Consider the following 16,067-nt stretch of genomic DNA (forward strand, 5'->3'; position numbering starts at 1 on the left):
AGTCTATCGACCACTCTACGACAGTGGGCTCTGGTTCGCCCATTCGAGCTTCCGCGGGCCCGCGCCGATCAGCCGACGCGTTCGTTGAGGTTGAACGTCGCTCGGTACGCCGAGGGCGACGTGCCGATGTGCCGCTGGAACTGGGCGCGCAATGTGGCGGCGGTCCCGAATCCGGACCGACCGGCGATGCTGTCGATCGGCAGGTCCGTGGTCTCCAGGAACTCCTGCGCGAGGAAGATCCGTTCGCGGGCGAGCCATTGCTGTGGGGTCATCCGCGTGCGTGCGCGGAACTGCCGGATCAGGCTGCGATGGCTCACCCGGGCATGCCGGGCGAGGTCGTTGACGGTGATGTCGCGTCCGAGGTTGCGCCGCGCCCACTCCTGGACGTCGGCGACCGGGTCGTCGAGTGACTGCGTGGCGACCGGTCGCGTGTACTGCGCCTGGCCACCGCTGCGATGGGGCGGAGTGACCATGCGCCGCGCGACCTCGTTCGCGACCGCCGCGCCGAGGTCCTGCGTGACCGGCTGGTGGTACTTCGTCGCCGGCTCCGTCGGGCAGACCATCGTGCCGCTCACCGGCGGCTACTACCTGGCCGACGCCACCGGAAGCAGCGCGCGGTGGGCGTACCTGTACGCCGCGGGCATCCTCGCCGTGGCCGTCACGGCGAACCTCGCCGGTGCCCGTGTCGGGCGCACCCTGCAACTGGCGCTCGCCGGCGGAGTGGCCGCCGTGCTGCTGCTCGCGAGCGTCGCCTCGGTCCCGCAGGTGAGCGCATCGCGGCTGCACCCGCTCGCGCCGCACGGTCTGCACGGCGTCGGGTCGGCGATCGTGGTGCTGTTCTTCGCCTTCGCCGGCTGGGAGGCGGTGGTCCACCTGGCGGGCGAGTTCCGGAACCCGGCGCGCGACGTCATGCGAGCGACGTGGGCGACGCTCGTGATCGTCACGGTGCTCTATCTCGCGGTCGCCACCGCGGTGGTGGCCACCGGCACGTACGGCAGCACCGCCACCGACCATCTGGCGATCGGCACTCTGCTGCAGGGCGGATTCGGTGTCAGCGCGCGGGTCGCGGCGGCCGTCGCCGCGCTCGTGATCAGTCTTGAGACCACGAACGCCTTCGTCGCCGCGGTCTCCCGGCTCTGCTACGCGCTGGCCCGCGATCGCTGGCTCCCGGCGCCCTTGGCGGCGGTGAACCGGCACAACGTTCCCGTGGGCGGCGTCTGCGCCGTCGGCACCGTCGGCGGCGCCGGACTAGCCCTCGCGTGGCTGTGCGACTGGGGGACGCGGCAGATCGTCTTCGTGCCGTCCACGCTCGTCATCGCCGTCTATCTGTCCGGCACCGCGGCGGCGGTCAAGCTCCTGCGCGGCCGGGCGCGGTGGATCGCCGCGGTCGGGATGCTGTTGACCGCCTGCGCGCTGCCCTTCGCGCTGGTGCACATGCTGGTGCCGGTGGTCGTCACCGCTCTCGCGCTCACCTGTCGCCTGCTCTGCCGGACCTCGCTGCGATGACGAACGCGGTGCGGGGCGCGCGATCTCAGGGGCTCCGGAAGTCTCGGGCTGGAACTCGTCCGCATCTTATCCGGTGGTATCACCGAAACCCACATGCGGTAGACGCAGGTGAATCGCCAGAAGGTACATGTCCAGGATAAAGGGTGGCGCAAGAAGTACACATACCCCTGAACGCCAAGCCAGCCAGCACACAACCGCCAGCAGAGGCGTCGGCAATATCAGACAGACCACATAGAGCAGAGAAAGGATGATGTCGGGATGGTCCAGGCATGGCGCGGCGGCACCCGTGCCACAATCATTTGTAGTCATCATCGCGCCAATAGCGAATATTCCGCCAACGAGCCATATGAACGCACTCAGCAGCACACTCGCCACATAGCCGATAGCCTGCACAGGTTCGGACCTTGAGCTGTTAACACTCGAGACGGCATCGGCCACGGCCACCGCGGCCATTCCTCCGATCACAGCCGCCATGCCCAGAGTTGCAATGGCCCACGCCCACCCATTTCCTCCGGATTCAGATCCACCGAACTCATCGGTCAGAGAAAGCCGATGAGACTGCCCCACAAAAGCAAGAAACATCATGCCCGGAATTGCGGCCCAACCGACAAAGGCGATTGCGCCGAGGAAAAATCTCCTCTTAATTCCATGGTTGATCAACATGTCGAGACGCTATCAGAGCACCCCTTCCGTCGCAGGCGGTCCGCACTTCCGGCTGTCCCACGGCGACGCGTCCGACGCGTTATTCGGCCATCACGCGCAAAGGCCGGCGACCGACGGCTGCAGCGCCGGCTTCGAGTCGCGGCCGGAATGCCATCAGGTGGCCATCAGCCCGCCCATCGTCAGGTCCACGAGCCGGTCGGCCTGCTCCCGGGACATCTGCTCACCGATCCAGGCGGCGGCGTTCATCAGCGCGAAGATGTCGGCGCCCGTCACGTCCTGACGGAGGACACCGGCCGCCCGGGCGCCTGCGATCAGCCGGTCCGCGATGTCGGTCATCCGGACGCACGACTCGTGCAGCTCGGAGGCCTGATCGTCCAAGCCGTCGGCCAGCATGGTGGCGAGCCCCTGGTACGCGGCGGCGTGCTCGACGACCGCCCGGACCCACTCGATGAGCGCCTGTGCCGCCGAGGGGTGGGTGAGCAGTTCCTCGCCCCGCTCGAACAGGGCGTCGTTGCGTTCGCGCAGCAACCCGCCGATCAGGGCGCGGCGGCTGGGGAAGTGGCCGTAGAGCGTGCCGATCGCGACGCCGGCCCGCCGGGCGATGCCCTCCAGGGACGCATCCGTCCCCTTCTCGCGGAAGGCCGCGTCGGCCTCGGTCAGAAGGCGGTCGTAGTTCCGCCGGGCGTCGGCGCGCGGCCGGCGCCGCCGGGGGTCGGTCATTTCTCCCCTTGCTAATTCGAGGCACCCTCGACTTAACTATGTCGAGGCCACCTCAGGTTATCGCCCCGGGTGGCATCGCACACCCTCAGGAGGAACGAATGATCTTGGTAACCGGCGCCACCGGCTCCATCGGCAGGCCCCTCGTGCGCCGACTTCGTCAGGACGGGGTCGCGTTCCGGGCACTGGTCCGGGACGAGGCCAAGGGCCGCGCGCTGGGCTGCGACTTCGCCGTCGGCGACTTCGACGACCCCGGCTCGATCGCCGCCGCCCTCGACGGTGTCGACCGCTTGTTCCTCAACGGCGCCGGCGCCCAGCCGGTCGACGGGGAACAGCCGATGATCCGCCAGCAGAAGACCGCCATCGACGCGGCGAAGAAGGCCGGGGTCTCACGGGTCGTGAAGGTGTCGGTCTGGCACGCCCACGAAGGCGGACGACTCGCCGAAGGCGCGCACTGGGAGATCGAGGAGTACCTGAAGGCCTCAGGACTCGGCTGGTCGCTGCTGCAGCCGAGCGGCTTCATGCAGAACTTCATCACCGGGGCGGGTTCGTTCACCGCCGACGGGAACCTGGTCGGCGCGTACGGGGAGGCCCCGGTCTCCTACATCGACTGCGAGGACATCGCCGCCTGCGCGGCCACCCTGCTGACCGGCCCGTACGGCAAGGGCGAGACCTTCGTCCTCACCGGTCCGGAGGCCCTCACCCACGCCGAGATCGCCGCGAAGCTCTCCGCCGCCCTGGGACGGACCGTCCGCTACGTCGACCTCCACCCGGACGACCTGGCCGCCACCCTGAAGTCCCAGGGTCTCCCGCCTGGGTTCGCCGAGGATGTCGCCACCCTCCTGAAGGAGGTGGCGACCGGCTCCCTGGCCACGCTGACGTCGGCGGTCCAGGACCTCACGGGTCGCGCCCCGTCCGCGTTCGACGACTTCCTCGCCGCCAACGAGGAGGCCCTGTGGGCCATCCCGGCATCACCGGCCACCTGACGAGCGCGTGCCCGACCAGCCGAGCGGTAGGCGTTCGGACTCGGGCGCGGAACTGCCAGGATCGGCGTATGCCCGCCGACCGCCGACTGCGCGCCACCTTCGACAGCGTGGCCTCCCTGTACGAACAGGCACGGCCGGACTACCCGGCCGAGCTGTACTCCGACCTGCTCGCTCTCACCGGTATCGAGCCGCCCGCACGGCTGCTCGAGGTCGGGTGCGGCCCGGGGAAGGCCACGCCGCCGCTGGCGCGCAGGGGTTTCCAGATCACCGCGATCGAGCTCGGCGACGCGCTGGCGGCGGAGGCGCGGCGCCGGCTCGCCGAGTTCCCCGGCGTCTCCGTGATCACTTCACCGTTCGAGGACTGGAGTCCGCCCGCGGGTGCCCGCTTCGACCTCGTCTACGCGGCCACCGCCTGGAAGTGGGTGGATCCGGAGGTCAGGTACGCGCAGGCCGCCGCGATCCTCCCTCAAGGCGGCCACCTGGCCGTATGGAATGCCGAGCACGCCTTCCCCGCCGACTTCGACCCGTTCTTCACCGAGATCCAGCAGGTCTACGACGAGCTCGGCGAAGGCGACGGCTCCCCCTGGCCACCGCCACGGCCCGAGGAGTGGCCCGACCCCTTCGCCGCCGAGTTCGAGGCGTCCGGGCACTTCACCGTCGCCGGGACGCGGCGGTATCTGTGGGCCCGGCGCTACACCGTGGAGCAGTACATCGCCCTGCTGGACACCTTCTCCGGCCACATCGCCATGGCGCCGGCCACCCGCGACCACCTCTACCGCGAGATCCGCCGCCGGCTCGCCGACCGCCCGGACGGACGACTCACCCGCCACTGGTCGTCCGTGCTCACCGTCGGCCGACGCCTATGACCCGCCGTCGTCCTCTTCCGAATCCTCGTGAGCGCTGAGGAGCCGGGGCATCTCCTCGAGGTCGGCGGACATGTGTTCGCGGGCCTCGAGCGCTCTTCGCGACGCGCGGCGCATCCCGAAATAGGAGCTCTCGATGCCGCTCGCGCCTGTGTGCCGCCCGTTGCCGAGGTCGACGGCTCGCTGCCGATGCACCTCGGCGAGCGCGTCGTCCGCCGCGAGTCTCCGCAGCGCCTCCGGCCCTCGGGGGTCGTCCAGGGTGGCCAGAACCCGTGCCGCGAGAACCCGGCTGCCACCGTAGAGGCCGACGTCGTCCGCGAGGTCCAGCAGGAGCTCAGGCCCGCGAGGGTCGCCCAGACCGGCGAGGTCATGAGCGGCGCTGATCGCCATGAACCCACTCGTCAGCGGGTCGAGGGCGATGGCGAAGAGGATCGCAGGGCCCTCCGGGTCACCGGTCTCCCCCAGGATCCGTGCCGCGGTGATCCGGTGATGCTGCTGCAGTCCAGGCTCTGTGGCCAGGGCGAACAGCGCATTCCCCAGACGGGCGTCACCGATGCCCGCGAGGGTCCGCGCGGCCCGGATCCGCTCCTCCGGCTTGAGGGAGGTGTCCATGATGAGCTCGATGAGGGCCGGACCGCCGCTCTCGTCGTGCGATAAGGCCAGGGTCCGCGCCGCCGGAATCCGCGTGGCCACCGGGAGGTCATGGTCGGTGGCGATGGCGGCGAGTGCCTCGGCCGCTCGCGGATGGCGCATCGTGGCCAGCGCCCGCGCCGCGGTGAGCCGGTAGGACTCTCGACGGTGTCCCATCGCCCGCCGGTAGAGGGTCCGGGCGGCGGTCTCGACGGTCTCCGGGTCGAGTGGTGTTCCGTCCGCGTCGAGCTGCGCGATGAAGCAGGCGCCCCACACGGACGACGCGCCCCTGCGCAGGGCGGCCCGCACCTTCTCGTCGCCATCCGGCCGTACGAGACATTCGGCGACGAGGAACCGGGCCATGAGGCTCATGGGCGGTGCGATCCCCCGGACCAGCCCGAGACGGTTGAGACGGAGGACGGTCCGGTGGGCTCGGGCACGGCGGGCGGGATCGTTCGCGATGCACCGCGCGGCGAGGTATTCGCCGATCGTCGGATGGAGAAAGTCGAAGTCGTCGCCGCGTTGAACGAGCAGACCCGTCTCACGGAAGATCTCCCGCAGAATCGCGGACCAGGCCTCGGGCCTGTCGTCCAGCTCCGGCGGCCGCCGATCCGAGGTCAGGTCGGTCAGGACCTCGACGGCGGAACGGGTGTCGCCGTCGAGCCAGGCCAGCGCCAGCCGGCCGAGCAGCCCGAGACTCGTGGCGACGACCCGGGTCGCCGCCTGAGCCGTGCGGTCTCCGTAGGTTCGCTGGACGGCCTGCATCTGGATGGTGCCTCGTGGCTCGTCGGGCGCTCCCGCATAGTGGCGTCGGCCTGACATGTCGACGAACGCGCGGTAGACGGCATGGCGTCCCGGAGGCAGCGGCCGGTCGCCGCTGAACACGTCGCCGATGAACAGCCGACAGAGCATGGTCGCCATGAGCGGGCTGCGAGCCAGGTCGGTGAGCCGCCCCTGCTCGAGCAGGGTGCGGAACCGATCGGTCTTCTCCTCGGGCAGCGGCAGATTCACCGCGTCGAACCAGCCTCTGGCGAGGGCGGACAGTTGGTCCTCGTCCAGGGGGAGCAGGTCGAACCGCCGGAGGTGCCATCCTTTCGCCGGGCCGAACTCCTGCCGGGCCGGCGGCCGGGTCGCCACGATGATGCGGTAGCGCGAGCCCTGCGGATCCCAGAGCCGCAGGTCGGCCAGCTTCGCCAGAACGCCGGCCCGGGTCCGGGACTCGACGATCTCGTCCAGGCCGTCGACGAGAATGAGCCAGCGACTGCCCGCAGCGGGCGGGTTCGTGAAGAAACTCGCCGTCCAGGTGTCCTCGGCGGCGGTGCCGAGCCGGGAGCGGACGCCCTGGGCGATCACTTCCGGCCACGAACCCCGCGCGGTGAGATCGGAGGCGTGCAGGAGGACGGGGACCCAGGCCGGAGGATCGCCCGTCCGCCGGCGTCCGGTGAGCGCCACCACGCCGGTCCGCAGCAGGCTGGTCTTCCCCGAGCCGGGGGCACCGACGAGCAGCACGTCGTCGGGCAGGGCGAAGATCTCGTCGGCGGCGACCCGGCCGCCGAGAGCGCTCTCCGCGTCGGACAGGCCGCCGGTGAACTCCGGCTCGGCGCCGTCGTCCCACGCCCGTACATGGAGCCGCGACAGGCTCGGCCGCCCATCGATCGGGTGTCCCATCGCCATGGGGTAGAGGGCGATCTCCGCCGCCCGCTCGGCGGCCTCGAGATACGCGGTCAGCGAGCCGGTGGTACGGGACCCGGCCGGGTCGGGTACCGTCACGGGTTCGCCTGCGGTGCGGACGACTCCCGGACGATCTGCTCCGGCCGTGCTAACGGCGTTGGCGTCGCGTCCCGCCCGGCCCGGTCCTCGGCCGGCCACGGCATCAGCCCGTCCCCGTCACCGTCCACCCTGATCAGCACTCGCATGCTCAGCACCGCCCTGCCAGCCGATCCGTCCCCGAACGCGCGCCCTTCGGCACGACGTTCAACGAACGGTACCCCGCCCCGTTTCCCCGGCAACGTGTCGATTCGGCAGCTTCCTGGGATGACGTTTCGTCGTTACCGTGTCTCGTCCACGCTCGGCCTTCGGTACGGGCGTACAAGACCGACGATCACAAGGGCGCCGACGGTGATGAGACAGAGCCAGGCGAAGGTGTCGCCGATCAGGTCGTAGATCGTCGTGCCGCCGCGCGTCGGCACGTACGCCACGGTCGTCTGCTGATCGGTGGCGAAGTAATCCGTGGTGGCCAGGACGCGTCCCTGCCGGTCGAAGGTGGCGGACACGCCCTCCGAGTCCTGGCGCACGAGCGCGTACCCGCCTTCGATGGCCCGCAGCGCGGCCTTCTCGGTGTGGGCGCGTCCGTACTCCCGCCAGTCGTGCGAGGGCACGAGCATGATGTCCGCGCGGACCCGCATCAGGTCGGGAAAGTCGGCGTCGTAGCAGATGACGTTCGCGATCCGGCCGTACGGCGTGTCGACGACCGGCACGCGCCCGTCTCCGGGGGTGAACGTCTCCGAGCCGGGGATCGGGTGGGCCTTCTGGTAGGTCCACAGGACCTTTCCGTCGGGGCCGATGAAGACCGTCTCGTCGCGCCCGTAGGCGGGCGCGGTCGTGCTGTAGACGCCCAGGCCGATCTCGAGATAGATCCTCGACCTTCGGGCCTCGTCCTGCGCCGCCGCGATGCCGGCGTGCTCATCGGCCTCGAGCGTCTTGACCCCCTCTTCGGGCCACACCACGATCTTGGCTCCGGCCTGGGCCTCCCGCCGGGTGGCGGCGAGCAGGTCGTCCTCCACCGCCTTCATGGCGGGCTCGACCGCCGAGGGAGGCGCGGCGGCGACGTCGCGACGGCTGCCGGGGATCCGCCCGATCGCCGCCTGCTGGGCCTCGGTCACCTCCCGGCCGGGGCTGACGCCGGCGATCCGGACCGTCGCGTCATCCTCCGGAGAGAAGGCGAGCCGGGCGCCGCCGCCGAGAATGACGACGGCGAGCGCGGTCCCGTACACGATGCCGCTGCGGGCCGACCGCCACGACGGGCTCTCCCAGAAGCGGTTGACGACGCTCGCGAACCAGGCGATCAGGAATCCGATCCCGTACGACCCGATGATCGAGGTGACTTGGAGCAGTGGCAGGTCGCCGTACTGGGTGACGGTCAGGGAGCCGTAGGCGGTGCCGAACGGCGACAGCAGCGTGATGAGGAATTCCGATCCGGCGATCGCCGCCGGAAATGTCAGCACCGACATCCAAGGGCGCAACCGGCCCACGAGCAGCCGGTCGAGAAGGAACGGCAGCATCTGCAATACGCCGAGTCCGACCGCTCCCGCGATGATGACGGGATTGAAGCCCATATCCGATTCGAATATCCAGAAGACCGCCGCGACGACGTTGACCAGCAGGATCCATATCGCGCCCGACCACGCCCGGCCGGTGCGGACGAACCGCAGCAGCAGCACGGGGAAGATCCAGGCGGCAAGGGGGATGTCCCAGCGGCCACCGACCGCGAACAGCATCGCCACGGCGCCGAGCGCAAGCAGCGAATATCGCATCCATATCGGCGTCGGGCGCCGGTCGTCGTTCATTTCTTCATCGGCCCTTTCAGGCGAGAATCATCCGCGTGGGATGACGTACGTTCGGAGGGTTCGTGGGACGCGATTCGAACGTAGGAGAGCCGATGGGCACCCGGCATCGTCCGCTGCGCCGATCTCTCGCCGGTCCGCGCAACTTTCGATGCGGCCCCGGGAACGAGCCCGTGAGCGCGCGGATCGCCTACCGTTGCCGTCGGACATGACGACTCACGTGACGGCCGGCCTGCGCGGTGCGCGCACCTGGATCACCGGCAGACCATGGCTGACCGACATCGCGCTCGGCGGCGGGCTCACCGTGTTCGACGTGGTGACCCTGCTGGGCAGGACACCGACGCCGAGCGCGGCCGGGCTGGCGCTCTGGGGACTGCAGACGGTTCCGCTGTTCTGGCGGCGGCACCACCCCCGCCTGGTGCTGGCGGCGGTGACCGTGGGCTTCGTCCTCTTCGAGGTGATCGACGCGGTGCCGGGGAAGACGCCGGGGCCCTACTTCCTGATCTTCGCGGTGTTCGCGCTGGCCCGGTGGGCCCCGGCGACGGTGAGCGCGCCGGGGACGCTGCTGTCCCTCGCCACCGCGGTGACGACAGAGCTGCTCAGCGGTCGATCCGGGCCACTCCGGCTCGACTCCCTCGAACCGGACACCGTGATGGCCTTCGTCGCGTTCCTGTCCGTCGCCTGGCTCCTCGGGTACGGGGCACGGCGGATCGACCTCGGCACCCGCCGGCTCCGGGACCTCAACGACCGGCTCCGCGCGCAGCAGGAGATCAACGCACGTCAGGCCGTCGTCACCGAACGGGCCCGCATCGCCCGCGACCTCCACGACGTCGTCGCGCACCACGTCAGCGCGATCGCCGTTCAGGCGCGCTCCGCCGAGGACGTACTGGAGGATGATCCGCGGCTCGCCCTGCAGGGTGTGACGCGCATCGCCGAGACCGCCGACGTCGCCCTCGTGGAGATGCGCCGCATCCTCGGCCTGCTCGCCGCCCAGCGGGAGGATCCCGACCCCGAGCCCTCCCTTCGCCACGTCGACCGGCTCTTCGCGGCGGCGGAGGCGACCGGCTGCCGCGTGGCGGCGACGCTCGGCCCGTCGATCGACGCGGTTCCGTCCGCGGTCCAGGTCTCGGCCTACCGGATCCTGCAGGAGGCGCTGACCAACGTGATCAAGCACGCCGCGCCCGCCGACGTCCGGGTCGCCCTGCGCGCCGCCGACGCCGCACTGACCGTCGAGGTGGAGAACGGGCCGGCCGCCGCGGTCCACCGTCCCGTACCCGGCTCCGGTCGAGGGCTGATGGGCGTCCGCGAACGCGTCCGGGCCTTCGACGGCGCCCTGGAGGCCGGTCCGCGGCCGGACGGCGGGTGGCGGGTCCACGCCACGCTCCCTTTCCAGGGGGTCCGATGACGATCCGGGTGCTCCTCGCCGACGATCAGGAGATGGTCCGGGCGGCGCTCCGTGCCGTCATCGACCGCCGCGAGGACCTGTGCGTCGTCGGTGAGGCGGCCGACGGCGAGCAGGCCGTCGACGCGGCGTTCCGCCTACGGCCCGACGTCGTGGTCATGGACGTCCGCATGCCCGGCATGACCGGGGTCGAGGCCACCCGCCGGATCCTCACCGGATGGCCGCCTCCCGACCCGCCGCCGCGCGTGCTGGTGCTCACCACCTTCGACCTGGACGAGTACGTGCACTCCGCGCTGCGCGCCGGCGCCTACGGCTTCCTGCTGAAGAACAGCCCGCCCGACCAGCTCGCGCACGCGATCCGCGTCGTCGCCGGCGGCGAGGCCATGCTCGCCCCGAGCGTCACCCAGCGGCTCATCACGACGTTCGCCGGGTTGCCCCTCGGCCTCCTCCCCGGCGCGCCCGCGTCGGGGCACCACGGGCTCATCGACTCGCTCACCGAGCGCGAGCTGCAGGTTCTCATCCTGGTCGCACGGGGGCTGTCCAACCTGCAGATCGCCGATGCGCTCGGGCTGACGCAGGCCAACGTGAAGAGCCGCGTCAACCGCATCCTCACCCGCCTCGGCCTGGACAACCGCGTCCAGGCCGCGATCCTCGCGTACGAGGCCGGCCTGCTCACCGCGCCTCCGCACGAGGAGACGCGTCCGATCGCGACCGAGGAATAGCGGCGATCAAGCCGGGCCCAGCCACCCGTACCGGTGGGCGTGCCAGCCCAGCTGGATGCGGGTGCCGACCTCGGCCAGGTCCATGAGGCGCCGGACCGTGCGCTGGACCGAGCGGTGGCCGACGCCGAGATGCACGGCGATCGCCTGGTCGGTCATTCCGGTCAGGAGCAGGGAGAGGACCAGGCGTTCCTCATCGGACAGCGGGGAGTCGGCAGGCGTGACGGCCAGGCCGAGCGACAACGGCACCGACTGCGACCAGATCAACTCGTAGAAGCCGAGCAGCGCCTCCAGCAGGGTGCTGCGGTGCACCAGCATGGTGCCCGGTGGTCCGGTCTCGGCGTACACGGTGGACAGCACGGCCAGTTCCCGGTCGACGATGATGAGCTTCATCGGAACCCGGTCGTGCACGCGCCACTCGTCCTCGGCGTGCGCGTAGGTGCGCGCGGACTCCAACGCGCCCGGTGTCTCGAAGATCCTGCGGTCATAGACGGTGCGGTTCGCACCGGACACCCGCACCGGGATCTGCGCGTCCTCGTCGTCCACGGTGATGGCCAAGAACGGTGGTGCGACGAGCGCGAGCATTTCCCGCCGGGCACCCCGCAGCATGCCGGTCACCCGTTGCCGCACCGCGTCCGGCTCCTTGATCACCTCCACCACCTCGGTCACGGCGCGCAGCGCGGAACCCTGCCGGTACGCCTTGACGAGTTCGGCCAGCCCGGCCTCGGCCCGGACCAGGGCCTCGCGCTGCTGGTTCAGCAGCACCTGCCCGGCGATGGTGGGCGGAGCCGCGACATGGCGGACGGGATCGGCGCCGGCAGAGGTCACCAGGCCCCGGCGTGCCAGCGCGGCCAGCGCGACGGTCACCGCCGGGACGGGGCGATCCAACTCCGTCGCGATCGTGGCCGCGGTCGCCGACGGAACGGTGATCAGGTAGCGGTAGGCGGCGTCCTCGTCGGGGGTACCGCCAAGATCGGTCAACACACGTCAACCCACCCGTCACCAGTGCGAAAGGTCCAGCCGTGGCGCGTTTGCGCCTCGGCGCAAACATCCGCACGACACGCCGATCATGCTACCGACCCCGGTGTAACGCTGGCGCTTGCTTGAACCCCCCTCATCGGAGGTCCCCAGTGCGACGGAAACTCCTGAGCGCCGCAACCGCCACCGCGGTCGCCGCGGCGCTGCTCGGTATCCCACCCATCGGCCCGGCGTCCGCGGCGCCGGCCACGTCGGACGCCGTGGGCAAAGCCGCTCACGGCCCCACGATCACATTGCTGACCGGCGACACCGTACGGCTGGACAAGGCCCCGGACGGCACCCAGACCGGCACCGTGGTCACGGATGTCGGCCCGCAGGGCGACATCGTCTTCCAGCAGATGAACGGTGACCTGTACGCGCTGAACGGCCAGGTCGTCCGGCTCATCGGCCAGGGCAGGCTCGACCGTGAGCTGTTCGACCTGACCCGCCTGGCGGCGGACGGGTACGACGACGCGCACACCGATCAACTGCCCGTCATCACGACCTACCGGCCGGGCCACGTCACGGCCAAGGCGGCACCGCGCTGGATGGCGAAACAGCGTGCGCTACCGAGCGTACGAGCGCAGGCCCAGGCGGTCCGCAAGGCCGATGCCGCCTCGGCGCTGGCCGAGCTGACCCGGTCGGGCAGCGATGTGCAGAAGGTCTGGCTGGACGGCAAGGCCCGTGCCTCGCTGGACGTCAGCGTCCCGGCCGTCGGTGCCCCCGCCGCCTGGGCCGCCGGCTACACCGGCAGGGGTGTGAAGGTCGCCGTCCTGGACACGGGCATCGACGCCGCGCATCCGGACTTCGCCGGCCGGATCGTGGCCCGGCACAACTTCGTCCCCGGTGACGCCGACGACGTGCACGACAAGTTCGGTCACGGCACCCACGTGGCGTCGATTCTGGCCGGCACGGGCGCGGCGTCCGGCGGCAAGTACCGCGGCGTGGCGCCGGACGCGGACCTGGTGATCGGCAAGGTCCTCGACGACAGCGGGAACGGCACCGACTCGGAGATCATCGCGGGTATGGAATGGGCGGCCGGTCAGGGCGCCAAGGTCGTCAACATGAGCATCGGCAGCATGCCCACCGACGGCACCGACCCGCTGGCTCAGGCGGTGAACCGGATCTCCGACGCAAACGGGACGCTGTTCGTGGTCGCCGCCGGCAACAACGGCCATTCCGGAGCGACGCTGGTCGAATCACCGGGCAGCGCCGACCGGGCGCTGACCGTCGGGTCGGTGGACAAGAGCGGCACGCATGACGTGTCCTCCTTCAGCAGCGCCGGACCCCGGATCGGCGACAACGCCGTCAAACCGGAGATCACCGCACCGGGCTCCGACATCGTCGCCGCCCGGGCCACCGGCGGCATCGTCGGCGATCCGGTCGACGCGCACTACACGCAGATGTCCGGTACCTCGATGGCGACCCCGCACGTGGCCGGTGGCGCCGTGCTGCTGGCCCAGGAGCACCCGGACTGGACCCGTGACCAGTTGAAGGACGCGCTGGTCAGCGCGGCGGACCCGGGCAACCTCCCGAACACCCCGGTGACCTGGCAGGGCGGCGGCATGCTCGACCTCAAGCAGGCCACCGCGGGCGGTCTGGTCGCCACCGGCACGCTCGACATCGGCATGATCGCGCCGCCGTATCCGGCGACGGCCACCGGCACGGTCACCTTCCGCAATCCGGGCGGCAAGGCGGTGCACGCCGACCTCGGGCTCGACCTGTTCAGCATGGACAAGAAGCTGATGAAGGCCACGGCCTTCGATCCAGGTGACAAGGTGACCGTTTCGCCGTCCGCCGTGGACGTGCCGGCGGGCGGCACCGCGACCGCCACCGTCACCGTGCACCTCGCCGACCTCGCCGTCGGCGCGTACTACGGCTACCTGCGAGCCGGGGTCGAGGGTGCCGACACGGTGCGCACCACGATCGGCTTCACCAAGGACCCGCAGCGGGCCAAGCTGACCGTGCGCGGCATCGACCGTAACGGCGTGCCCGAGACCACCACCCAGTACTCCTGGGTCAACCTGATGGACCTGGAGAACGGGCGGGTCTGGCCCGGCTGGTTCGAGAACGGCGTGGCCAACTTCGACCTGCTCGGCCCCGACCCCCGGATCCCGGTCGGCAGGTACGCGGTGCTGGGCAACATCGCCGGATTCCCCGTCGATCCTCCGTACTGGAACACGTCGGAGACCATCGGCGGCGACCCGGAGCTGAACCTCACCAAGGACACCACGATCAACATCGACGCGCGCCTCGGCAAGCCGGTCCGGTTCAAGACCCACCTGCCGGCCGAGGAGGCGGGCGACCAGGCGTTGACGATGGAGTGGAAACGGGTGGTCGGACCCGCCGGCCACCAACTGGGCATGTTGCGCCAGTCCATCGGCGCCAGGGCGGATCTGTACGTGATCCCCGGTGGCGGCGACACGACGACGGGGACGTTCACCATGGACGTCCGGGCCACACTCGTGGCGCCGACGCTGACCATGGCCGCGCACGGTCACGGCGCACCCCGCGTCCTCCATGCCCGGTACGCCCACGACGGGGACCTCTGCGGTGGCTACGTGCCGTGCGTGGCGCCGTTCCGCTCGCCCGGCGCTTATTCCGTGGTCGACGCCGGCAACGGAACACCCGACGAACTGGCCGCCGCGAAGGTGAAGGGCCGGGTCGCGCTCGTGCACGAGGTGGCACCGGACCCCAACCGCCTGTCGACCGTCGACAAGGTCACCGCGGACGCCGCCGCCGGCGGCGCGGCCGGAGTACTGATCGCGATCGGCGACGCCGGCCCGGCCTGGCGTTACACGAACGACCACACGACGATCCCGGTGGCAGTGCTCACCCGCACCGAGGGCGAGCAGCTCACCAAGGCCGTCAAGACCGGTCCGGTCACCATCACCACCGGCGGTCAGGCGGTCAGCCCGTACTTGTACAACCTGACCGAGCACCTGACGGGGCGGTTGCCGAACGACCTGACGTTCACGGCCGACCCCAGGAACCTGGCCACCGTCACCGCCCGGTACCACGGTGACTCCCCCGGCTGGATCTACAGCGTCCTCGGACGCATCGGGGGTATCGCCACAAAGGTCAAGGCACCGTACGTCCGTACCGAGTACGTCTCACCGGGCGATCAGGGTTGGTATCCCTGGCTCAGCCACTTCCGCGATTTCTGGACCAACGAGAGCAACCTCTCCGCTGTCACCCTTACGGCCGGGCAGCACGTCACCGCCGACTACGGGACGGGCCCGGTCGGCCCCGGCCGGGGCAGCCAGATGAACGTGTCGTGGAGTGGCCCGGAGTGGGGCGGCTACATCGGTTTCAGCTACCTGAGCCTCTTCGCGATCGGAACGGGGCAGCGGTATCTGCACCAGTTCGGGGACGAGCCGGTCCACTTCCGCATCCTGCACAACGGCCAGGTGCTGTGCGACAAGACGAATGCCACGCCCTGTCCCGTGTCCACCGCCGACCCCGGCCGCTACCGGCTGGAGCTGGACGCCACCAACCGTCAGCGCGACACCTCCACGTCCACGCATACCGCCTGGGAGGTCGACGCCGCGTTCGACAAGGCGAGCGCACCGCTGCCCATGCTGTCCTTCGGGTACGACGTCCCGCTGGATCTGCTGAACTCGGTGGCCGGCGGTTCGAAGTACACCGCGAGGATCAACACCGCCTATCAGACCGCGTACAAGGGCAGTGGGCCGTTCACCGTGGACGCCTGGGTCAGCCATGACGGCGGCAAGACCTGGACCGGCCTGGGCAGCCGTACCACCGACGAGGCCGGCGACGCCAGGTTCGCCATCAGGAGCCCGAAGGGGGCCAAAGCAGTGACGCTGCGGGTCAAGGCCACCGACGCCCACGGCGACTCGGTGGACCAGACGATCAACGACGCCTGGCACGTGCACTGAACCGACGGAACGCCTGACCGACCTGAGGGGGGCCGCAGGCCCCCCTCAGCCCTGAGTACGAATACTCGCTATGACAAAGGGTCGAGCGCGGCGAGGATGGCG

General features: G+C 70.5%; 12 protein-coding genes. 6 read left to right on the forward strand and 6 right to left on the reverse strand.

Annotated features, from left to right (window positions below):
• Nucleotides 1-68 precede the first annotated feature (68 nt).
• Complete coding sequence (locus tag ACQP2O_RS37300; protein ID WP_433173529.1) at nt 69-473, reverse strand: helix-turn-helix domain-containing protein; 405 nt, start codon at nt 471-473, stop codon at nt 69-71.
• Between ACQP2O_RS37300 and ACQP2O_RS37305 the strand changes: the two genes are divergently transcribed.
• On the forward strand, nt 472-1,506 hold the full coding sequence (locus ACQP2O_RS37305) for an APC family permease (protein WP_433173531.1): 1,035 nt from the start codon (nt 472-474) through the stop codon (nt 1,504-1,506). The two genes, ACQP2O_RS37300 and ACQP2O_RS37305, sit on opposite strands and share 2 nt — an antisense overlap.
• Nucleotides 1,507-1,572: 66 nt before the next feature.
• Here the strand turns inward: ACQP2O_RS37305 and ACQP2O_RS37310 are convergent, their stop codons facing one another.
• Complete coding sequence (locus ACQP2O_RS37310; RefSeq protein ID WP_433173533.1) at nt 1,573-2,169, reverse strand: hypothetical protein; 597 nt, start codon at nt 2,167-2,169, stop codon at nt 1,573-1,575.
• A gap of 153 nt (nt 2,170-2,322) precedes the next feature.
• Nucleotides 2,323-2,889, reverse strand: a complete 567-nt coding sequence (locus ACQP2O_RS37315; RefSeq protein WP_433173535.1) for a TetR/AcrR family transcriptional regulator — start codon at nt 2,887-2,889, stop codon at nt 2,323-2,325.
• A 98-nt stretch (nt 2,890-2,987) separates the two neighbouring features.
• Between ACQP2O_RS37315 and ACQP2O_RS37320 the strand changes: the two genes are divergently transcribed.
• Entirely contained in the window at nt 2,988-3,872 is an 885-nt protein-coding gene (locus ACQP2O_RS37320) for an SDR family oxidoreductase (RefSeq protein WP_433173537.1), read from the forward strand.
• A gap of 68 nt (nt 3,873-3,940) precedes the next feature.
• On the forward strand, nt 3,941-4,738 hold the full coding sequence (locus tag ACQP2O_RS37325; protein WP_433173539.1) for a class I SAM-dependent methyltransferase: 798 nt from the start codon (nt 3,941-3,943) through the stop codon (nt 4,736-4,738).
• On the opposite strand, the gene ACQP2O_RS37330 is transcribed toward ACQP2O_RS37325, so the two are convergent.
• Complete coding sequence (locus ACQP2O_RS37330) at nt 4,733-7,135, reverse strand: NACHT domain-containing protein (RefSeq protein WP_433173541.1); 2,403 nt, start codon at nt 7,133-7,135, stop codon at nt 4,733-4,735. The genes ACQP2O_RS37325 and ACQP2O_RS37330 overlap by 6 nt on opposite strands.
• Before the next feature lie 278 nt (nt 7,136-7,413).
• Nucleotides 7,414-8,898 (reverse strand): nitrilase-related carbon-nitrogen hydrolase, encoded by a 1,485-nt coding sequence (locus ACQP2O_RS37335; protein WP_433173542.1) that lies wholly within the window; start codon nt 8,896-8,898, stop codon nt 7,414-7,416.
• A gap of 238 nt (nt 8,899-9,136) precedes the next feature.
• On the opposite strand from ACQP2O_RS37335, the gene ACQP2O_RS37340 reads away from it, so the two are divergent.
• Together ACQP2O_RS37340 and ACQP2O_RS37345 are read left to right on the forward strand one after the other, a co-directional pair.
• The gene (locus ACQP2O_RS37340) at nt 9,137-10,333 is read left to right on the forward strand and encodes a sensor histidine kinase (protein WP_433173544.1); all 1,197 of its coding nucleotides are present in this window, start codon (nt 9,137-9,139) and stop codon (nt 10,331-10,333) included.
• On the forward strand, nt 10,330-11,052 hold the full coding sequence (locus ACQP2O_RS37345; protein WP_433173545.1) for a response regulator: 723 nt from the start codon (nt 10,330-10,332) through the stop codon (nt 11,050-11,052). The genes ACQP2O_RS37340 and ACQP2O_RS37345 overlap by 4 nt, the downstream gene beginning before the upstream one ends.
• A 6-nt stretch (nt 11,053-11,058) precedes the next feature.
• Here ACQP2O_RS37345 and ACQP2O_RS37350 read toward each other — a convergent pair whose 3' ends face one another.
• Entirely contained in the window at nt 11,059-12,033 is a 975-nt protein-coding gene (locus tag ACQP2O_RS37350) for a helix-turn-helix domain-containing protein (protein WP_433173547.1), read from the reverse strand.
• 146 nt (nt 12,034-12,179) lie between these two features.
• Between ACQP2O_RS37350 and ACQP2O_RS37355 the strand changes: the two genes are divergently transcribed.
• The gene (locus ACQP2O_RS37355) at nt 12,180-15,965 is read left to right on the forward strand and encodes a S8 family serine peptidase (RefSeq protein WP_433173549.1); all 3,786 of its coding nucleotides are present in this window, start codon (nt 12,180-12,182) and stop codon (nt 15,963-15,965) included.
• Nucleotides 15,966-16,067 lie beyond the last annotated feature (102 nt).

Origin of the sequence: Actinoallomurus sp. CA-150999, assembly GCF_050942425.1 — a bacterium.
Lineage (GTDB): Bacteria > Actinomycetota > Actinomycetes > Streptosporangiales > Streptosporangiaceae > Actinoallomurus.